Here is a 19,225-nt window from a genome sequence, read left to right as displayed (position 1 = left end):
TAATGTTGGAGAACAATAACAATGAATACACGGAGCCTGCTGTTGGGCACGCCTCTGCTATTGAGCGCGTTCGCCACCCTGGCCTTGGCCGGGCCGGCCCAGGTCGATGGACCGCGCATCATCGCCGCCGACCGTGAGCCCGGTAACTGGATGAACCACGGTCGCACCTACGATGAACAACGCTACAGCCCGCTGAACAGCGTGAATGCCGACAATATCGGCCAACTGGGCATGGCCTGGACCACCAAGCTGGATATCGACAGTGGCACCGAGGCCACGCCGCTGGTGGTCGATGGGGTGATGTACACCACGGGTGCCTTCAGCATCGTCTATGCGATCAATGCGGCCACGGGTGAGTTGTTGTGGAAGTACGACCCCAAGGTCCCTGCCGAGAACCTTGGCCAGGGCTGCTGCGGTCCGGTCAACCGTGGCGTGGCGGTGTGGCAGGGCAAGGTCTATGTGGGCAGTTTCGATGGGCGCTTGATTGCGCTGGATGCCGGCACTGGCCAGATGGTGTGGAGCGTCGACACCCTCATTGATCGCAGCAAAAGCTACTCGATTACCGGCGCGCCACGCATCGTCAAGGGCAAGGTATTGATCGGCAACGGGGGCGCCGAATTTGGCGTGCGCGGTTATGTCACCGCCTATGACGCCGACACGGGCAAGCAAATCTGGCGCTTCTACACCGTGCCGGGTGACCCCAAGCTGCCGCCGGAAAATGCGGCGATGGCCAAGGCCATGAAAACCTGGGACGGTGACGGCTGGGTCAAGTGGGGTGGCGGCGGCACGGTGTGGGACTCGATGGCCTACGACCCGCAACTGGACCTGCTTTACGTGGGCACCGGCAATGGCTCGCCGTGGAACTACCAGTTCCGCAGCAATGGCAAGGGCGACAACCTGTATGTGTCATCCATCCTGGCGCTGCGCCCGGACACCGGCGAGTACGTCTGGCACTACCAGATCACCCCGCAGGACCAGTGGGACTTCACCGCGACCCAGCACATGATCCTCGCCGATATCGAGATGAATGGCAGCGTACGCAAGGTGATCATGCAGGCGCCGAAAAACGGCTTTTTCTATGTGCTGGATCGCACCAACGGCAAACTGTTGTCGGCAAAGAATTTCGTGCCGGTGAACTGGGCCAGTGGCATCGACCTGCAGACTGGGCGGCCGATCCTTACCGGCGCGGCGGACTATTCCAAGGAACCCAAGGTGGTGCAGCCGAGTTTCCTTGGCGGGCATAACTGGCACCCCATGTCCTACAGCCCGAAAACCGGCTACGTGTACATTCCGGCGCAGTACACCCTGGCCGAGTTGAAAGCGGCCAAGGCCCCGCAGTTCCCGGCGAACAAGTCGGTGGTGAACTTCGGCCTGGATGTGCCGGACCTGCCGGAAGACCCGAAAGTCCTCAACCAGATCCGGGATGCTTGGAGCGGAGAGTTGATCGCCTGGGACCCGGTCAAGCAGAAGGCGGCCTGGAAACAACCCTATGTCAGCGCCGGCAACGGCGGCACCCTCGCCACGGCCGGCAACCTGGTGTTCCAGGGCACGGCCGATGGGCGGGTGGTGGCCTATCGCGCCGACACCGGTCAGCCGCTGTGGGAACACCGGGCCAACTCCGGGGTGATGGCGGGGCCGGTTACTTATACGGTCAATGGCGAGCAGTACGTGGCGTTTTCCGTGGGGTGGGGCGGGATCCTGCCGCTGTTGACCGGCCCGCTGACCAACAAGGGCAAGGTGCGCGCTGAGTCGCGGGTGATTGCCTTCAAGCTCGGTGCCACCGGTGAGCTGCCACCCCCCAAGGCCGCGCCGGTACTGCCGACTACCCGCCAGGTACTCACGGCGACCCCCGAGCAACTGGTGCAGGCGCGTGGCATGTTCAATGGCCTGTGTGCCGGTTGCCATGGCCTGAACGCGATCAGCGGCGGGGTCGTGCCCGACCTGCGTTACCTGGATGACAACAAGCACGCGGCATTTCCGGCCTTTGTCAGTGGCGCGTTGATCAATAAGGGCATGCCGAACTTCTCCGACATTCTGCAGCGCGAAGACATGGAGTTGCTGCGCCAGTACCTGGTCAAGCGCACCCGGGATCTGCAGGCCGACCTCAACGCCATTCACTGATCTCCCCTTGTTTGAACTGTGCCGGGCGACGTCTTTTGACGTCGTCATGGCCGAGTGTTGCCTCCAATAACAATAACGGTACTTGCCATGAAAACACTTAGCATCCTGACCCTGCTCTTCAGCCTGGTTCCATTGGCTCACGCCGACGTCAAGCCGGACCCCGGCGACTACACCGCCTTGCCCCAGGGCACCGATGTGGTGGTGCTGTACCAGCAGAACCCACGGGGCGACAAGGTTTACTCGGGCGGCAAGAAAGTCGCCGACAACCTTGACCTGGACATGACCGTCGGGGTGTTGCGCCTGATCCACTTCACCGAGTTCTTCAACACCGGCCTGACCTGGGACCCGCAAATAGTCATTCCTTTCGGCTACCAGAAGACCGGCGCCAGCGACAGCAAGCACTCAGGGTTGGGCGACATTACGTTTGGCGGCACGCTGTGGACCCTCGCGGACCTGGCCAACAACCAGCACCTGGGCTGGTCGGCGTTTGTCACCGCGCCCACGGGCAGTGACAAGGACCAGGGTTTTGCCCTGAGCAACAACCGTTGGGCCCTGGATTTCCAGGTGGGCTATATCAAGGGGCTGACCGACAAAATCACCTGGGATGTGATTGCCGAGACGGAGTTCTACGGTGAACAGCGCGCCACCGATGCCAAGAAATATCCGCTGCTGCAACTGCACAACCACCTGCGCTACAACTTCACTCCAGAGACTTACGCGGCGATCTCCTATCGGCACAATTGGGGCGCCCGCGAGACGCTGGACCATGAAACCCTGGCCACCAGCCGCAGCAATGGCACGCTGGGCTTCACCGTGGCCACGATGGTGGGCAAGCAGGTACAGGTACTGGGGCAATTGATGCATGACACGGCGGTGCGCGAAGGGGTGAAGATCGACAATTCGCTGCAGTTTCGCCTGGCGTATTTCTACTGACGCTGTCTGTAGGCGCTGTCTCGCGGGGCGTGACAGCGCGGTCTTATTGTTGGGCTAGGATGCTTTCGAGCAACCCGGGAAATCGCTCGGCCAACACATCGGCCCGCAACGAATTCATATGGGTCGTGCCCACGCTGCGCGTATGCACCAGCCCGGCATCACGTAAAACCCGGAAGTGGTGGGACATGCTGGACTTCGGCCGCCCGCCATCCAACTCGCCGCAACTGGCTTCTTCTACGCCGGCCAGGCAGCGCACGATGTCCAGGCGCACAGGGTCACTCAACGCATAGAGCAGGCGTTCGAGGGTCAAGTCTTCGGGGGAGGGGTGTTTAAAGGCTCGCATGAACCGAATGATAACAGGGCTGGCATTGTTTACCATAGTTCGATTAAGATCGAACTATCGAATCAAACGTTACCCTCGTTTCAGGAGCTTTTTCATGTCTGCATTGTTCGAACCCTTCAAGCTCAAAGACGTTACGTTGCGCAATCGTATCGCCATTCCACCGATGTGCCAGTACGTGGCCGATGACGGCATGGTCAATGACTGGCATCACGTCCACCTCGCCAGCCTGGCCCGTGGCGGCGCCGGCCTGGTGGTGGTCGAGGCCACCGCCGTGGCTCCCGAAGGCCGGATCACGCCGGGTTGCGCGGGTATCTGGAGCGATGCCCATGCCCAAGCCTTTGTGCCCATGGTGCAAGCGATCAAGGCGGCAGGCGCGGTGCCCGGCATCCAGATCGCCCACGCCGGGCGCAAGGCCAGTGCCAACCGCCCATGGGAAGGCGACGACCATATTGCCGCCGACGATGCCCGTGGCTGGCAAACCCTGGCACCCTCGGCGATCGCGTTTGGCGCGAACCTGCCGAAAGTCCCCCAGGCCATGACCCTGGAGGATATCGCCCGGGTGCAACAGGACTTCGTTCAAGCCGCACGCCGTGCCCGTGACGCCGGTTTTGAGTGGATCGAACTGCATTTCGCCCACGGTTACCTGGGCCAGAGCTTTTTCTCGGAGCACTCCAACCAGCGCACCGATGCCTACGGTGGCAGCTTCGACAACCGCAGCCGTTTCCTCCTGGAAACCCTGGCCGCCGTGCGTGAAGTCTGGCCGGAAAACCTGCCGCTGACCGCGCGTTTCGGGGTGCTCGAATATGACGGGCGTGACGAACAGACCCTGGGCGAGTCCATCGAACTGGCCCGTCGTTTCAAGGACGGCGGCCTGGACCTGTTGAGCGTCAGTGTCGGCTTCACCATCCCCGACACCAACATCCCTTGGGGGCCAGCGTTTATGGGGCCGATTGCCGAGCGCGTACGCCGCGAAGCCGGTCTGCCGGTCACGTCGGCCTGGGGTTTCGGTACACCGCAACTGGCCGAAGGGGCGTTGCAGGCCGGTCATCTCGACCTGGTTTCCGTGGGCCGTGCGCACCTGGCCGACCCACACTGGGCATACTTCGCCGCCAAGGAACTGGGGGTGGACAAGGCTTCCTGGACCCTGCCGGCGCCTTACGCGCATTGGCTTGAGCGCTATCGCTAAGGGGTGACCGTGTTGTGTGTGGGAGCTGTCGAGCTTTAGCGAGGCTGCGATGGCGTCCTGTCGGCGATCCATATATCGACTGATCCAGCGCTATCGCAGGCAAGCCAGCTCCCACATTGGAGAGTCTTTAATCAGCCGTCGCAGCCTCTGCGACGGCTTTTTTTGTGGGCCATGAAAAGTACAATCTTCCATCCGGAACGTGCATGTTGCGCTGCGACCAAGCGCCACATACTGGGCGTGTCTTTACGAACGTTCCCGGTTGTTTCAAGCCTCCTGCCGAGTGAGCAGGGCGCAGGCAGGCCAGGAATGGGGATATCCAATAATAAAGAGAGCACCCATGAAAAAGCCAAACCCTCTGTTGGAAGACCTCAAGTCGGTCTTGCCCGCGATTGCTGCCAATGCCTTCGCCGCCGAGAAAGATCGCAGCGTACCTGCCGAGAACATCGCGTTGCTCAAGGGCATCGGCATGCACCGGGCATTTCTGCCGAAAAAGTACGGAGGCATGGAAATCTCCCTGCCGCAGTTTGCCCAGTGCATCGCTTTGCTGGCCGGCGCTTGCGCAAGCACCGCGTGGGCCATGAGCCTGCTGTGTACCCATAGCCATCAGATGGCTATGTTCTCGGTCAAGTTGCAAGACGAGGTCTGGGGCGTCGACCCCGACGCCACCGCCAGCAGCAGCATCGCGCCATTTGGGCGTACTGAAGAAGTGCCGGGTGGCGTGACCTTCAGCGGTGAGATGGGCTGGAGTTCGGGTTGTGACCACGCCGAATGGGCGATCATGGGCTTTCGCCGCAAAAACGCCGAAGGCACCCAGGATTACTGCTTCGCGGTACTGCCGCGCAGTGATTATCAGATTCGTGACGACTGGTATGCCGTGGGCATGCGTGGCAGCGGCAGCAAGACCCTGATCGTCGATCAGGCTTTCGTGCCCGAGCACCGTATCCAGAAGGCCAAGGACATGATGGAAGGCAAGTCGGCGGGCTTCGGCCTGTACCCCGACAGCAGGATTTTCTTTGCCCCGTACCGTCCGTATTTTGCCAGTGGTTTCTCCACCGTCGGCCTGGGAGTCGCCGAGCGCATGCTCGAGGTGTTCCGCGAAAAAACCAAAAACCGTGTGCGGGCCTACACCGGTGCGGCCGTCGGCGCCGCGACCCCTGCGTTGATGCGTCTGGCCGAGTCTACTCACCAGGTGGCCGCCGCACGCGCCTTACTGGAAAAAAGCTGGGACGAGATCGCCGAGCACAGCGAGCGCCATGAATATCCAAGCCGCGGCACCCTGGCGTTCTGGCGGACCAACCAGGGCTACGCCACTAAAATGTGCATCCAGGCGGTGGATCGCCTGATGGAGGCGGCGGGCGGTGGCGCCTGGTTTGAAACCAACGAACTGCAACGCCTGTTCCGCGACGTTCACCTCGCCGGCGCCCATGCCTACACCGACTATGACGTTTGCGCACAGATTCTCGGGCGCGAATTGATGGGCCTGGAGCCTGACCCGGCGATGGTCTGACCACGCTACGCTTACCTATAAGAATAATCAGGGCAGGGCCTTCAGCCTGTCCGGGAGTCTTGCATGTCTATTGAAAACCAAGTCGATACCCGCGCCTTTCGCCGTGCCCTGGGCAATTTCGCCACCGGTGTCACCGTGGTCACCGCCGCCGACGCCAGCGGGCGCAAGGTCGGTGTCACCGCCAACAGTTTTAATTCGGTGTCTTTGGACCCGCCGCTGATTCTCTGGAGCATCGAAAAACGCTCCACCAGCCACGCCGTGTTTGAAGCCGCCACGCACTTTGCGGTAAATGTGCTGGCCGCCGATCAGATTGACCTGTCGAACAACTTTGCCCGGCCCCGGGAGGACCGTTTTGCCGAGATCGAATACCAGGCGGGTGCGGGCGGGGCGCCGGTGTTGGCCGACTGTTCGGCACGCTTTGAGTGTGAGAAGTACCAGCAGGTCGATGGGGGTGATCACTGGATCATGATTGGCAAAGTGGTGGCCTTCGACGACTGCGGCCGCTCACCGTTGCTCTATCACCAGGGCGCCTATTCCATGGTCCTGCCACACACCCGCATGACCCGCCGTGAGGAGGGCCAGCCAGCGAGCAGCCATTTCCAGGGGCGCCTGAGCCATAACCTCTATTACCTGATGACCCAGGCGCTGCGGGCCTATCAGGCCAGCTACCAGCCCCGCCAACTGTCCACCGGCCTGCGCACCAGTGAAGCGCGGATGCTGATGGTGCTGGAGAACGATGCCGGCCTGAGCCTGGCCGAGTTGCAGCGCGAAGTGGCAATGCCGGTGCGCGAGATCGAAGAGGCGGTGAACAACCTCAAGCGCAAGGCGTTGGTACGCGATGATCAGGACCGGGTAAAGCTCACCACCAAGGGCATCGACGAAACCGAGTCGTTGTGGACCATCGCCCGAGAGCAGCAGGACACGGTCTTCAGCCAATTCAGCGAGGAGCAACTGGAGACCTTCAAGACGGTACTCAAGGCAGTGATCCGGCACTGAGCGCGACGGGTCAATCCAGGTGTTGGAATTCTTTGACGATAAAGTCGATAAACACCCGGGTCTTGGCCGGCAGGTGGTGTCGTGAGGGGTAGACGAGGTTGATTTCCAGGCGAGGCAGGCTCCAGTCGCTGAGGATCGGCACCAGGCGCCCGGCGACGATATCGTCGTGGATCACATAAGTGGGTTGCGCGAGAATGCCCTGGCCCTGCAGCGCGGCCGCGCGCAACAGATAGCCGTCGTTGGATTCCAGCGCCGGAGTGGCGGGCACCGTGATGGTCTGGTCTTCGCGCTGGAACGTCAGCTCATAGGGATCGGTGGCGTAGGTGTAGAGCAACAGATGATGCTCGGCCAACGCCTGCGGATGTTGCGGGCGGCCGCAGCGCTCGAGGTAGTCCGGCGAGGCAGCCAGTATGCGTCGGGTATCGGTCAGGCGGCGGATCACCAGGCTGGAGTCCGGCTCACTGTCACGGGTGCGCAGGGCGACGTCGATGTTGTCGTCAATGATGTCGTGGTAGCGGTTCTCGGCCACGATATCCAGGCGTACATCCGGGTACTGCTCCTTGAACTTGGGCACCAGCGGCAGGATATGTTGCAGGCACAGGGATAAGGATGCAGTCACACGCAACACCCCATGGGGGTGGTTTTTGCTCGCGCTGACGGCCTCGGTCGCGCCTTGCATCGCCGTGAGGGCTGCCTTGGAATTGGTGTAGAACACTTTGCCGACTTCGGTGACGAACAAGCGCCGGGTGCTGCGCTCGATCAGCCTCACGCCCAGGCGATTCTCCAGTGCCGCCAAGTGCCGGCTGGCTGCCGCACTGGACAGGTCCAGGGCGTCTGCGGCCTTGGTCACGCTGCCCAGCTCCGCGACCTTTACAAACAACTCATATTCGGTCCAGCGATCCATCAGCATTGCTCCACTGCGCGCAAGGGTGTTTTCCAGTTACAGCATTTTTCAGGTGTATGCCGACCGTTAAGCTTTTTTTGCCCCTGCCAGTCTAGCCGTTGAGTGCAGGGAAAAACTTGATTGGAGTCGAAATGAGCAAGCATCTGGATGTGGTGAAAAAGTACTTCAAGTATTGCGTCGACGGTAAGGATGTTGAGCGTGTAGCGGAATTTTTTGCCGACGATGTGGTGGTTCACCGCCCCGATTGTCCGGCACCTATCGTCGGTGTCGAACCGTTCAAACAGGCCTTGCGCCTGAACGTGACCGAGCGCTACGAGTCAATCGCGACAACCTTCCAGAAAGAAGTGGTGGCCGGTGATGTGGTGGTGGTTGCGTTGATGCATCACGCCAAGGGTTCCAACACCTGGCATGGTTTTGATGTGAGCGGCAAAGACCTGACCTGGAGCGCGTTGACGTACTTCCGGTTCAATGCCGAAGGCAAAGTGGTCGAGGAAATCGTCGAGCGCAATGAGCTGTTCATGGCCAAGCAACTGGGGATTGTCGAGTACGACTGACCCGGGCGATTCCCCTGCAGGGACGCAGGCGCACAGCGCACTTTCACTGTGCCAGTGAAACTCTTGACGCGTGCGGGTGGTTTTTCTCGGCGGGGCGAAGGGTAACGATGGACTCGCTGTTTTTGCCTATTTTGATTGGAGTCCTTTTATGGATCTGGTAAGCCTGTCCAAGCGTCGTTATACAACCAAACTCTTCGATTCATCGCGCAAGATTCCCGTGGCAACCATTGAATTGTTGCTGGAACAACTGCGCAACAGCCCGTCTTCCGTCAACTCGCAGCCCTGGCACTTTGTCATTGCCCACGAAGACGAGGGTAAAGCTCGGATTGCGGACAGTATGCAGGGTGGTTTTGAGTTCAATCGCGCGAAGACCCTCGATGCCTCCCATGTGATTGTGCTCTGCACGCGTACCCAGATGCCCGAGGAGTACCTGCAGGCGCTGCTGGAGCAAGAAGCCAGCGATGGGCGTTTTGTGGATGAGCAGGCCAAGGCCGGGCAGGACAAAGGCCGGCGGCGGTTTGTCGATCTGCATCGTTATGACTACAAAGACCTGCAACACTGGATGGAAAAGCAGACTTACCTGGCCCTGGGCACGCTGTTGCTCGGCGCTGCTGCCCTGGGCCTGGATGCCACGCCCATGGAAGGCTTTGACATTAAGGCGCTGGATGCCGAACTGGATTTGCGCGAGCGCGGCTTTACCAGCCTGGTGGTGGTGAGTGTGGGTTACCACAGCCATGAGGATTTTAATGCGGGCCTGCCCAAGTCCCGCTTGCCGGCGCCGGTGTTGTTCGAATTTATCTAAGGGGGGCTGTGGCGAGCGGGGCAAACCCGCTTGCCGTTCAGCTAAGAGAGGTGCAGGCAATCGATAACCTGTGGCGAGGGAGCTTGCTCCCGTTGGGGCGCGAAGCGGCCCTAAAATGCGACTGCTACGCACAATAAGCCATAGGCTCCAAGCTTGCTGTCAGCTCACCGGTGCCAGCCACCCACGCAGCATCTGCGGATGGCGCGCCAGCCACTCCCTGGCCGCCTCATCCGCCGAGCGTTCACCCCGATTGAATGCATCATCCAGCTCGGCAACGATCGGGTTCGACAGACGAATATTATCCAGCACCTGAATCTCTGCCCGGGTCAGCAACGCCAGGCGATCTTCCCGTGCCAGCAGCACTGCCCGATCCACATTACCGAGCAAACCCCTGGGGTCCTTCAGTTCGCGGATACGGTAGCGGTGGTGCAGGAACTGCGGATGCCACAAGGGCACGATGCCCCAGTGCCCTTGGCGATACAGGGCCTCAAAAGCGTCGACGCAATCGTCCTGAGTGCCGGTGCGGAATTGGTAGCCGGCGTCGCTCAAGCCGTACTCATCCATGATTTTCAGGGAAAACCGGGTAATTCCCGCACCCAACCCAATGCCCTGGATCAGCGGGTGCATGCGCGCGCGAACCTCGGGTTTGCGCAGGTCGTCGATGGATGCCACGTCAGCCTCGCTTACATAGTCGGGCACGCCCCACATGGCATAGGGCTGGTAATGCAGGCCCAGTTCACGGGCGGGCACGGCCTGTCGGTACACGCCATGGCTGCATGGCAGCCAGGCCGAGGCCAACATGTCGATGGTGCCTTCGCGCAAGCGCTCGAAATTCACTTCGTGCAGGGCATATTGCCGTTCGACAGTCAGGCCCATGCGCTGCAGGACCAGCGCCACCACGGCGGCAGTGGCGCGATGGAAGGACAGATCGGTGACGCCCAGGCGCACCACACGCGAGCCATTGGCGATATTGGCCAGGGAAAAATCCTGGTGGGTCACGGTCGGCGTTTTCGCTGGGCGCCGGGGTGGGGGTCTGCGCATGTTGCTTCCTTCAAGAGCTGCGGCTGATCACGGAGCTAGAGGGTGGGGGCCGGCGCTGCATCAATCTTCACGCGCAGCAGGCTGTAGGGCTTCTGGCGCAAGTCGCGACCTGCGTGGAAGATGCCCTGGCGATGCAACTGGTTGGCCATGAAGTACAGGTAGCCGTCCGGCCCGATGGACAGGGTGTCGGGCCAGAGCACACGCGGGTCGTGGACGATGGTCTGCCACTGTCCATCCGCCAGGCGTTTGCGCACGCTGTTGTGTTCGTAGTCGCCGGCATACAGGGCGCCGGAGGCATCGGCTTCGAGGCCATCGGAAGCGCCTTTTTCCCCCAGGTCCTTGACCGCCATATCCAGCCGCGCTTCGCTGACCGAGGTGTCACGCAGCAACGCGGTGGGTACCGAGTACAGATGGCGGCTGGACAGCGGGCAGAAGTACAGCGTCTGGTCGTCAGCGGACAGGGCGATGCCATCGGACGCTACCGCAAACGGACGGGTGCTGCCGTTGGTGTTGCGAACCTGCAAGACCTGGCCTTCGACCTTGGGCACGAAGTTCGGGTCTACCGAGGTCGAGGTGGCACCGCTGAGTCGGCGCAGGGCAGTGCCGCTGGCAATGTCCATGACGATGATCGCCCCGGGGCCGCTCAGGGAAGAGTCGGTGATGTAGATCACCCCTTCATCGCCCACCCGGAAGTCAAAACGCATATCGTTGACGTAGGTGCTGGGCAGCATCACGTTTTTCGGGAACACCAGGGTCTTGACCACTTTGTTGGTGGCCAGGTCGATGGCTACCAGCTTGGCACCGCCCGGCGTTGGCGAGGCGAAACCGGGGGCGGCAGTGTCCAGTATCCAGATCCGCCCGCGACCATCGGCCACCACACTTTGCACGCTGATAAAACCCTTGGCCGGGTCTTTCGGGTCGGCCTGGTTCATAGCCAGGTCAGGGTAGGGCACGACCTGGCCATCGCGCAGTTCACCCACGGTGAACGGCACCGCGTCGCCCCAGCGTGGAAAATTGACAAAGATCCGCCCGTTTTCGGCAACGCTGACGCCGGTGGGCATGGCGTCGTGGAAGGCGAACACCTGCTCGAGGGTGCCAATGGTTTGCTCGCTGGGCATCGGTTGGGCCTGAGCCGCCTGGCTGCTGATGGCAATCGACAAGGCCAGGGCAGACCAGATAAAGGAGTGCTTGAAGTGCATGAAAAGCTCCGGGAATCCGCAGGAAGGGGCGCGTTGTAGCCCATGGTGTGCGTTCCCGGTCCATGGAAAAACCCACGAATGGCGCTAACAGTTTCATCGCAATCGAGAAAGTGCAGGGCGTTTGAGCCTTGATTTGCAGCGGTTCCAGGTAAATCTGCGGTTGCATACGCCACTGTTCGCCCGCCAACAGTCAATCAACAATTTGCTGATTAACCGTGTGTGGCATGGCTATGGAGCTGTCGCAAAATGAGGAATCATGGGGTTCTCAATCTTGGCGTAACTCGTGCAACGGAGCGCACCTGGCTATATAACTAACGCATCCACGTCGCTCTGCACGCGGGTTTACACCGGCGCAGGCGATGGCATGAGCATTCTTCGGGCAACCAGTAAGGGCGTATTTGCATGAGTGAAACCGAACGCGGACAGGCGACAAAGGCCATCCGCAACGCCGATGTGCTGATCATCGGCGGGGGCCTGAGCGGCACGCTGCTGGCCGTGCAGCTGTTGCGTTTGCCCGGCACGCGGAAGGTTCTGGTGATCGAGCCGCGCACGGAACTGGGGCGAGGCGAAGCCTATAGCGCGGTGGAGCTGGGGCACACCCTCAATGGCAATGCGGCGCGCATGAGTGTGGACCCGGACAACGCCGATGACTTGACCCACTGGTTGAGCGAGTACATCGCCGCCGGCGGCTGGCCGGAATCGGACCAGCAGCACGTGCCGGTCAGCGAGCTGTTTCCACCCCGGGAGATCTTTGGCGTGTACGCGCAACAGCGGCTGGCGCAGGCTCGGGCGGGATCGGCGTCAACCGTGGAGCATATTCGCGCCGAGGTCATCGACGTGCAGGTAGAGCTGGGAGGCGTGCGCCTGACCCTGGATGACGGCCGGGCACTGCGCGGTGCCCGGGCCGTACTGGCCACCGGGATGTTTCCGGCGGCGCGCACGCCACAAACCCACTCCAGTGGTGTGAATGCGGCGGCGGTTGATCCGTGGGATGTGCGCGCCATGACGCAACTGGACCCACACGCCACGGTGTTGATCATCGGCTCCGGCCTGACCATGGTCGACGCCGTGGTGTCACTGGAACAGGCTGGCCATCGCGGGCCGATCGAGATCTTTTCGCGCCATGGCCTGTTGCCCCATGTGCGCCGGCAACCCCCTACGTGGGCGGACTTTCTCGCTGACGATCATGGCCTGCGCAGCCCACTGCAATTACTGCGGGCAGTGCGCCGCGAATGCCAGAAAGCCCTGGCCCAGGGCATCGACTGGCAAGCACCGCTGGACACCGTACGCGCCCATATCGGTCGTTTGTGGAGCCAGGCCAGCGAGCGCGAGAAACGCCAGTTCGTGCGCCATGTGCGGCCCTGGTGGGAGAGCCATCATCATCGCTCGCCACCCCTGAGCGCCGAACTGCTGGCGCGCCTGCACGGGGAGGGGCGCCTGCGTATCCACGCGGCCTCGTTCCTGGGCCTGGAGCCCACGGTAAACGGCGAAGTGACCCTGCGCCTGCGCCGTCGTGGCGAACAGCACACCACCCACTTCAGTGGCGCGGCGTTGATCAACTCCAGCGGGATCGAATACGACTGGCGCCGCGTGGCCCGGCCGTTGCCCAGGCAATTGCTGGCCCGCGGCTTGATCAAACCCGGGCCCTTGGCATTGGGGATAGCGGCGGATGCCTCGGGGGCGGTACTGGATGAGCACGGCGTTGTGAGTGAGCGACTCTTCGCCATGGGCCCGCCGCTGCGCGGTATGTGGTGGGAGAGCACGGCGGTGACGGATGTGGCGCTTCAGGCCAAGGCACTGGCGCTAAAGCTGGCGCAACTCTAAAGGTGGGAGCTGTGGTGCATCCAAAATCGCCCCGCCGACAAGGCCCCCTGTGGGAGCGGGCTTGCTCGCGATGGCGGCAGCTCAGTCACCGTTTCTAGCGACTGACCCACCGCCTTCGCAGGCAAGCCAGCTCCCACCTTTGATTTGTGGTGGGGCCAAAACTCTCTGCCCCGCGCAGATCCCCTGTGGGAGCGGGCTTGCCCGCGATAGCGGCAGTTCAGTCACTGTTTCTGGCGGCTGACCCACCGCCATCGCAGGCAAGCCAGCTCCCACCCTTGATTTGTGGTGGGGCCAAAATTATTTGCCTCAGTGAGATCCCCTGTGGGAGCGGGCTTGCTCGCGATGGCGGCAGTTCAGTCACTGTTTTTGGCGGCTGACCCACCGCCATCGCAGGCAAGCCAGCTCCCACATTTGATTTGTGGTGGGGCCAAAATCATCTGCTCCAGTGAGATCCCCTGTGGGAGCGGGCTTGCTCGCGATGGCGGCAGTCCAGTCACTGTTCCTGGCGGCTGACCCACCGCCATCGCAGGCAAGCCAGCTCCCACCTTTGATTTGTGGTGGAGCCAACATTCTCTGCCTCAGTGAGATCCCCTGTGGGAGCGGGCTTGCCCGCGATAGCGGCAGTTCAGTCACAGTTTCTGGCGGCTCACCCACCGCCATCGCAGGCAAGCCAGCTCCCACCTTTGATTTGTGCTGGGGTCAAAATTATCTGCCTGAGTGAGATTCCCTGTGGGAGCGGGCTTGTTCGCGAAAGCGGTAGTCCAGTTACTGTTTCTGGCGGCTGACCCACCGCCATCGCAGGCAAGCCAGCTCCCACCTTTGATTTGTGGTGGGGCCAAAATTATCTGCCCGAGTGAGATTCCCTGTGGGAGCGGGCTTGCCCGCGATAGCGGCAGTTCAGTCACCGTTTCTGGCGGCTCACCCACCGCTATCGCAGGCAAGCCAACTCCCACATTTTGGATCTACGTTTATCTTGGGGTTGCATCCAGCCTGACAAACCCGGGCTTGAGCCCGAATACCTCTACGCCTTGGGCGGTAGACTGGCCCGTGGTGACTGTCATCCGTTCCACCGGCTGGTCCATTGCCGCGCGGTACTCCACGCTCATGGTCCCGGCATCATGGCTGATCGCCTGGGCCGGCACGATGATCGCCTGGTCATTGTTGTAGGTCACGACGGTCAGGCGCGCGCTCATGCCCAGGCGGACCCTTTGCAGTTGTTTCTCGGTCAGTTTGGGAATCGACAGGGTTACCGGAAATTGCGCGCTGCCCTGGCTGTCATTGGCGATCGCCAGGCCGCTGACCACGCTGACCGAACCGCTCAGGTGTTCGCCATCGAAACCGTCGCCCATGACTTCCACCGGCTGGCCCTGATGCAACTGGTTGATATCCAGCTCCGAGACTTTGGCGACGATCTTCAGGCGTTCGATATTGGCCAGCCCGAACAACACCTGGCCCTGGCTGACCTTGCTGCCCGCCTGTACCGGCGCGTTGCTGTTGCCGCTGCCTTGCGGGGTGGCGCTGCCCGGTGGCGGCACGACGATCCCGGAAAACGGCGCCTTGACCTCCTGGCCTTCGAGCAGTTTGCGCAGGGCGTCGTACTTGACCGTGGCGTTGGTCAATTCCATGTCTGCAATCTGCCGGTATTCACCCTTGCCCTGATCAAGGGCCTGTTGCAGTTCACTGCGGGCGGCGGTCAGGTCCAACTGTTGCTGCTGGGCCTGTTGCTTGAGGTCGTCCAGTTCGTTGCGTGGGATGATGCCGCGCTTGAACAGGTTCTCGCTTTCAACCAGTTTGCGCTGGGTGTTGTCGGCGCTCATTTGCGAGGTGCGCAGGCTGCGTCGGGCGCGGCTGACGGTGGGGCCGCTGTCCCAGTCCTGCATTTCCTGCACGGTCCGCCGGGCCTTGAGCTGGGCGGAGAGCGCTTCGCGCAGTTGCACTTCGAGGGTGGCGGGGTCCATGCGTAACAGAACCTGGCCGGCTTCGACCCGTTGCCCCTGTTCCACCAGGTTGGCCTGCACATTGCCGTCGAAGGGGGCTGTCAGGGTGACGGTGGTGTACGGTTCGATCTTGCCCACCAGGCCGATCTGGTGCACCAGGGCCTCGCGCTTGACCTCCAGCCATTGCTCGGCCGTGCCGGTCTGATCGGCGGCAGGCGTTGGGCGACTGAGCAGCGCGAATCCGCCAGCGCCCAGCAGTATCAGCAGTGCAACGCCCAGCAGGGCTTTTTTAGTAGTCATTGAGGGCAATTTCCCAACTTTCCAAGGTCATGCCCAGCGTCAGGTCGAGCTGGGTCTGGGCATTCAGGTAAGCAATCAGGGCATTGAGGCGGGCGTTTTCGGCGTTGCGCAAGTCCGCTTCGAAACTCAGCACCTGGAAGTTGGTGGAGCGCCCGGCGCCGAGCTTGTCCCGTTCGATCTCGATCTTGCGCCGGGACAGTTCCACCGCCCGCTGGGCAATTTCATACTGGCGCCAGCGGGTGCCAAGGTCGCGCACCACGTTATTGACGCTACGCTCCAGTTCCTGGCGCGCATCGGTGATCAGGATGGCCTGGTTCTCCACATTGACCCGTGCGCGCACTTCGGCCTGGCGGGTACTGATATCGCCGATGGGAATGCGCACCTGGACCCCGGCATAACTGTCCCAGCGCCGATTGCTGGTACTGCCCGCGTCGTTGTCGGTGTTGGCGCGGATCTGATTGGCGCCGCCCACCAGGTCGACCTGCCAGCGCCCGGAATCCTTGGCCAGCACCAGGTTGAGGTCGGCCTGTTGGCTGCCCAGCAGCGCCGAAAGGTATTCGGGCTGCTGGTTCTGCGCCAGGTTAAAGGCCTCACGCTTGTCGATGTCCATGCGCGTGGCCTCCAGGGCTTCGGTGGCACGGATCGGGGTCGCCAGGTCCAGGGCCAGCAGGCGCAGCAACGCCAGGCGGCTCATGTCCAGTTGGTTCTGGGCTTCCTCGACCCCCAGTTGCTGGGAGGCGATGTCGGCCTCGGTCTGCACGATTTCGAACTCGGCCATGCGCCCGGCATTGATCAAGGCCTTATTCACGTCCAGTAGGGTATTGGAGCGCTTGAGGGCTTCCTGGGCGATGCTCAGTTGCTCCTGGGCACGCAGCAAGTCGCGGTAGGTGGCGATGATCTGGCTGATGGTCTGCGCGACGTTGGCCTTGAGGTTCAGGCGGTTGGCTTGCTCGGACAGGCGTGACAGCCGTAGCGGGGCGGTGGTGGCATCCCAGCCGGCGCCACGCATCAGTGGCTGGATGATGGCCAGGTCCAGGCCGTCGCTGCGGTAGCGCCCGGCATGGTTGGCGTTGTTCAGTTGCTGGGTCCAGCCCATGCTCAGGCGGGTGCCGTACTCGCCGAGCAAGCTGGTGGTGGGTGACAGGTTGGCATTGCGGGCGCGGTCGTCGCTGCCCTGGGTGGTGCGGTAGGCACTGTTGAGCACCAGCTTGGGGTTGAAGGCATCTTCGGCCACTCGCAAGTCGAACTTCTGCGCCACTCGTTGCAGGTAGGCGCTGCGAATCGCCGGGTTGTTGCGCAGGCCCAGGTACACCGCGTCGCCCAGGGTCAGGGTGGTGAGCTGGGCATTGAGCGAGACACTGTGCTCATAGCCGCTGCGGGTGGTGGTCGGCGCCGAAGGGCGGATCACGATATCGGCGGCCACGCAGGGCAGGCTCACCAGGGCAATCAGCCACAGCAGGGGTTTATTCATCGCGCAGGGCCTCCACCGGCTGCAAGCGTGACGCCGAGACTGCCGGGTAGATCCCGAAAAACAATCCCACCAGCAAGGTGCTGCCCACGCCCAGGGGCAGGGCCGACACCGCCAGGGAAAACTGCCAGCCCGACAGCCAGGCATAGAGATAGGCGGCCCCCATGCCCAGCACCGCGCCGCACAGGGCGCCGACGGCGGTGAGGGTCACGGCTTCGAGCAGGAACAGGTTGCGGATGTCGCGCTGGCGAGCGCCGAGGGCCATGCGGATGCCGATTTCCCGGCGGCGTTCCGAAACGTTCATCAGCATCACATTCATCACCCCGACCCCACCGCCCACCAGGGAGATGGCGCCCAGGGCCAGCAACAGATAGGCGAAGGTGCGGCTTTGCCGGGTCATGCCGTCGATCATTTGCTGGGGGATCTGGATCTCGACGGTGTGCTCGGTAAGTTGCGCGCCCAAGGCCTTGGTGGTCTCGACGGCGATGTGCTCCATGTCCTGGCCGGCTGCTGCGCGCAGGACCACGCTGCCAACCTGCGGCGAGGAATAGATACGGCGCATACCGGCTGCCGGGATGAACAGTGACTCGTTGGTTTGCACCGGAATCAGCATCGACCGCGGCTGGTTCTGCAGGATGCCGATGACCAGGTACAGGTAGTCGTTGACCCGCACCCGATCGCCCAGGCGCAGCGGGTCACCGGGCGTGCTTAACGCCTGGGCGATCTGGTCGCCGACCACCGCGTAGGTTTCTCCGCTGTCGAACTCGGACAGGAAGCGCCCTTCGCGCAGCGCCAGGCGCATCGCATCCTTGAGGCCAGGGGTGCTGCCAATCAAGCCGGCGTTGGTGGTGCGGCCATGAAAGACCACCGGCCCGCTGAATGAGGAAATCGCGCCGATGTGGGCGATGCCCGGCACGGCCTGGCGTACGGCTTGTAGATCGAGGTGGGTGGGCATGTGCGCATTGCTGTTGCCTTTGGGCGGGAACTGCGCCACCAGGGTGTCGGTGCCCATGTCCTTGAAAATCATCGCGGCATCTTCGGCGGCGTTATGTCCGATATTGATCAGTGCGACTACCGATGAACTGCCAATGACGATCCCCAGCAGGGCCAGGATCGAGCGCTTGCCCAGGGTGCGCAGGCTGACAAAGGCTTCATGCAACAACTGGCTCAGGCTCTGTTCGACCCGCAGGCTCATACGCACTCTGCCTCGTGGACCACGCCGTTGCGCACCAGGATCTGGCGATCCAGGCGTTCGGCGATATGCGGGTCGTGGGTGACGATGATCAGCGTGACGCCTTGATCGTGGTTCAGGGCCAGCAGCAGGTCCATGATGTCCTGGGCGGTGTGGCTGTCGAGGTTGCCGGTGGGTTCGTCGGCCAGAATCACTGCCGGCGCGCCCACCAGCGCGCGGGCAATCGCCACCCGCTGGCGCTGGCCACCGGACAGGTCGGCGGGGCGATGATGGGCCCGTTCGGCCAGCCCAACTTGCTCCAGCAGATGCAGGGCCCGCGCCACCGACTCCTGGCGCGACACACCGCGATAGCCCAGGGGCAGGGCAACGTTGTCCAGGGCGCTGAGGCGCGGCAGCAGGTTGAAACTCTGGAACACAAAGCCGATCTGTTGGTTGCGGATCGCGGCCAGTTGATCCGGCGTGGCGTGGAAAATGTCATGGCCGGCGAAGTGATAGGCGCCGCAGTCGGGCAGGTCCAGCAGGCCGAGGATATTGAGCAGGGTACTTTTGCCGGAGCCCGAAGCTCCGAGAATGCCGCAGCTTTCTCCGCGGGTGATAGAGAGGCTGACGTCATTGAGAATGGCCAGGTGCTGTCCGGCCAATTGGTAGCTTTTGCCGATGCCTTGCAGAGAAATAAAGCCTGGGAGCGTTGGAGTATCTGTCATCATGACTACGCCTTGCGCTGCGGCTATCCGGCTTGCTCCTGAAAATCGTTGTAACATCTTCAGGGCCTGCGTCACGATTGCCAATAGCTGGTTTTTATTCTTTTTTTAAAAACATTGTTTGAATAGTAACTGTGATGCCACAGCTTCGCCAGCCACAGAAATAGAGCGGTTGTTCTGGTGGCAGCGCCTATACCGGTGGCTGGAAAACGCCTGC

16 protein-coding genes are annotated in these 19,225 nt (G+C 62.0%); 8 read left to right on the top strand and 8 right to left on the bottom strand.

The window, feature by feature from the left end; all coding sequences use genetic code 11:
- The first annotated feature begins 21 nt into the window (after positions 1-21).
- Both K1X80_RS15740 and K1X80_RS15735 read left to right on the top strand, forming a co-directional pair.
- Positions 22-2,121 (top strand): PQQ-dependent dehydrogenase, methanol/ethanol family, encoded by a 2,100-nt coding sequence (locus K1X80_RS15740; RefSeq protein WP_220172277.1) that lies wholly within the window; start codon positions 22-24, stop codon positions 2,119-2,121.
- Positions 2,122-2,208: 87 nt separating this feature from the next.
- Positions 2,209-3,054 (top strand): transporter, encoded by an 846-nt coding sequence (locus tag K1X80_RS15735; RefSeq protein ID WP_120733327.1) that lies wholly within the window; start codon positions 2,209-2,211, stop codon positions 3,052-3,054.
- 43 nt (positions 3,055-3,097) lie between these two features.
- Here the strand turns inward: K1X80_RS15735 and K1X80_RS15730 are convergent, their stop codons facing one another.
- Positions 3,098-3,433 (bottom strand): helix-turn-helix transcriptional regulator, encoded by a 336-nt coding sequence (locus tag K1X80_RS15730; protein ID WP_057440971.1) that lies wholly within the window; start codon positions 3,431-3,433, stop codon positions 3,098-3,100.
- A 58-nt stretch (positions 3,434-3,491) separates the two neighbouring features.
- Here K1X80_RS15730 and K1X80_RS15725 point away from each other — a divergent pair, with 58 nt between their 5' ends.
- The 3 genes from K1X80_RS15725 to K1X80_RS15715 all read left to right on the top strand — a co-directional run bounded on the left by K1X80_RS15725 (position 3,492) and on the right by K1X80_RS15715 (position 7,086).
- Positions 3,492-4,583, top strand: coding sequence for an NADH:flavin oxidoreductase/NADH oxidase (locus tag K1X80_RS15725; protein ID WP_198792233.1), 1,092 nt, complete (start codon positions 3,492-3,494; stop codon positions 4,581-4,583).
- Positions 4,584-4,920: 337 nt separating this feature from the next.
- Positions 4,921-6,090, top strand: coding sequence for a p-hydroxyphenylacetate 3-hydroxylase oxygenase component (locus K1X80_RS15720; RefSeq protein WP_057440975.1), 1,170 nt, complete (start codon positions 4,921-4,923; stop codon positions 6,088-6,090).
- A gap of 63 nt (positions 6,091-6,153) precedes the next feature.
- The gene (locus K1X80_RS15715; protein ID WP_198792234.1) at positions 6,154-7,086 is read left to right on the top strand and encodes a p-hydroxyphenylacetate 3-hydroxylase reductase component; all 933 of its coding nucleotides are present in this window, start codon (positions 6,154-6,156) and stop codon (positions 7,084-7,086) included.
- Between the two features lie 10 nt (positions 7,087-7,096).
- Here the strand turns inward: K1X80_RS15715 and K1X80_RS15710 are convergent, their stop codons facing one another.
- A complete protein-coding gene (locus tag K1X80_RS15710; RefSeq protein ID WP_057959325.1) occupies positions 7,097-7,990 on the bottom strand; it encodes a LysR family transcriptional regulator in 894 nt (297 codons plus the stop codon).
- A 131-nt stretch (positions 7,991-8,121) separates the two neighbouring features.
- Between K1X80_RS15710 and K1X80_RS15705 the strand changes: the two genes are divergently transcribed.
- Positions 8,122-8,544, top strand: a complete 423-nt coding sequence (locus K1X80_RS15705) for an ester cyclase (RefSeq protein ID WP_057959316.1) — start codon at positions 8,122-8,124, stop codon at positions 8,542-8,544.
- Between the two features lie 148 nt (positions 8,545-8,692).
- Entirely contained in the window at positions 8,693-9,346 is a 654-nt protein-coding gene (locus K1X80_RS15700) for an oxygen-insensitive NAD(P)H-dependent nitroreductase NfsB (RefSeq protein ID WP_057959317.1), read from the top strand.
- Positions 9,347-9,505: 159 nt separating this feature from the next.
- Here K1X80_RS15700 and K1X80_RS15695 read toward each other — a convergent pair whose 3' ends face one another.
- Together K1X80_RS15695 and K1X80_RS15690 are read right to left on the bottom strand one after the other, a co-directional pair.
- A complete protein-coding gene (locus K1X80_RS15695; protein WP_186625191.1) occupies positions 9,506-10,387 on the bottom strand; it encodes a glycine betaine ABC transporter substrate-binding protein in 882 nt (293 codons plus the stop codon).
- 35 nt (positions 10,388-10,422) lie between these two features.
- Positions 10,423-11,586 (bottom strand): L-dopachrome tautomerase-related protein, encoded by a 1,164-nt coding sequence (locus K1X80_RS15690; RefSeq protein ID WP_220172276.1) that lies wholly within the window; start codon positions 11,584-11,586, stop codon positions 10,423-10,425.
- A 402-nt stretch (positions 11,587-11,988) separates the two neighbouring features.
- On the opposite strand from K1X80_RS15690, the gene K1X80_RS15685 reads away from it, so the two are divergent.
- Complete coding sequence (locus K1X80_RS15685; RefSeq protein WP_220172275.1) at positions 11,989-13,410, top strand: FAD/NAD(P)-binding protein; 1,422 nt, start codon at positions 11,989-11,991, stop codon at positions 13,408-13,410.
- Between the two features lie 968 nt (positions 13,411-14,378).
- Here the strand turns inward: K1X80_RS15685 and K1X80_RS15680 are convergent.
- Genes K1X80_RS15680 through K1X80_RS15665 form a run of 4 tightly spaced genes read right to left on the bottom strand, consistent with a single transcriptional unit; the run spans position 14,379 to position 19,014 of the window.
- On the bottom strand, positions 14,379-15,647 hold the full coding sequence (locus K1X80_RS15680; protein ID WP_220172274.1) for an efflux RND transporter periplasmic adaptor subunit: 1,269 nt from the start codon (positions 15,645-15,647) through the stop codon (positions 14,379-14,381).
- The gene (locus K1X80_RS15675) at positions 15,637-17,118 is read right to left on the bottom strand and encodes a TolC family protein (protein WP_057959328.1); all 1,482 of its coding nucleotides are present in this window, start codon (positions 17,116-17,118) and stop codon (positions 15,637-15,639) included. Before K1X80_RS15675 ends, K1X80_RS15680 begins: the two co-directional genes overlap by 11 nt.
- Positions 17,111-18,310, bottom strand: coding sequence for an ABC transporter permease (locus K1X80_RS15670; RefSeq protein WP_120733315.1), 1,200 nt, complete (start codon positions 18,308-18,310; stop codon positions 17,111-17,113). Before K1X80_RS15670 ends, K1X80_RS15675 begins: the two co-directional genes overlap by 8 nt.
- Positions 18,307-19,014: an ABC transporter ATP-binding protein gene (locus tag K1X80_RS15665; RefSeq protein WP_186625186.1), complete on the bottom strand. Its 708-nt coding sequence runs from the start codon at positions 19,012-19,014 to the stop codon at positions 18,307-18,309. Before K1X80_RS15665 ends, K1X80_RS15670 begins: the two co-directional genes overlap by 4 nt.
- Positions 19,015-19,225: the final 211 nt, after the last annotated feature.

This window comes from Pseudomonas sp. So3.2b (genome assembly GCF_019464415.1).
GTDB lineage: Bacteria > Pseudomonadota > Gammaproteobacteria > Pseudomonadales > Pseudomonadaceae > Aquipseudomonas > Aquipseudomonas shahriarae.
Note: the sequence above shows the minus strand (reverse complement) of the source record. Positions and strands in the feature narration are given on the sequence as shown.

Coding starts and splice junctions, on each gene's coding strand:
- K1X80_RS15740 (WP_220172277.1), top strand. CDS start 22: ATGAATACACGGAGCCTGCTGTTGGGCACGCCTCTGCTATTGAGCGCG.
- K1X80_RS15735 (WP_120733327.1), top strand. CDS start 2,209: ATGAAAACACTTAGCATCCTGACCCTGCTCTTCAGCCTGGTTCCATTG.
- K1X80_RS15730 (WP_057440971.1), bottom strand. CDS start 3,433: ATGGTAAACAATGCCAGCCCTGTTATCATTCGGTTCATGCGAGCCTTT.
- K1X80_RS15725 (WP_198792233.1), top strand. CDS start 3,492: ATGTCTGCATTGTTCGAACCCTTCAAGCTCAAAGACGTTACGTTGCGC.
- K1X80_RS15720 (WP_057440975.1), top strand. CDS start 4,921: ATGAAAAAGCCAAACCCTCTGTTGGAAGACCTCAAGTCGGTCTTGCCC.
- K1X80_RS15715 (WP_198792234.1), top strand. CDS start 6,154: ATGTCTATTGAAAACCAAGTCGATACCCGCGCCTTTCGCCGTGCCCTG.
- K1X80_RS15710 (WP_057959325.1), bottom strand. CDS start 7,990: ATGGATCGCTGGACCGAATATGAGTTGTTTGTAAAGGTCGCGGAGCTG.
- K1X80_RS15705 (WP_057959316.1), top strand. CDS start 8,122: ATGAGCAAGCATCTGGATGTGGTGAAAAAGTACTTCAAGTATTGCGTC.
- K1X80_RS15700 (WP_057959317.1), top strand. CDS start 8,693: ATGGATCTGGTAAGCCTGTCCAAGCGTCGTTATACAACCAAACTCTTC.
- K1X80_RS15695 (WP_186625191.1), bottom strand. CDS start 10,387: ATGCGCAGACCCCCACCCCGGCGCCCAGCGAAAACGCCGACCGTGACC.
- K1X80_RS15690 (WP_220172276.1), bottom strand. CDS start 11,586: ATGCACTTCAAGCACTCCTTTATCTGGTCTGCCCTGGCCTTGTCGATT.
- K1X80_RS15685 (WP_220172275.1), top strand. CDS start 11,989: ATGAGTGAAACCGAACGCGGACAGGCGACAAAGGCCATCCGCAACGCC.
- K1X80_RS15680 (WP_220172274.1), bottom strand. CDS start 15,647: ATGACTACTAAAAAAGCCCTGCTGGGCGTTGCACTGCTGATACTGCTG.
- K1X80_RS15675 (WP_057959328.1), bottom strand. CDS start 17,118: ATGAATAAACCCCTGCTGTGGCTGATTGCCCTGGTGAGCCTGCCCTGC.
- K1X80_RS15670 (WP_120733315.1), bottom strand. CDS start 18,310: ATGAGCCTGCGGGTCGAACAGAGCCTGAGCCAGTTGTTGCATGAAGCC.
- K1X80_RS15665 (WP_186625186.1), bottom strand. CDS start 19,014: ATGATGACAGATACTCCAACGCTCCCAGGCTTTATTTCTCTGCAAGGC.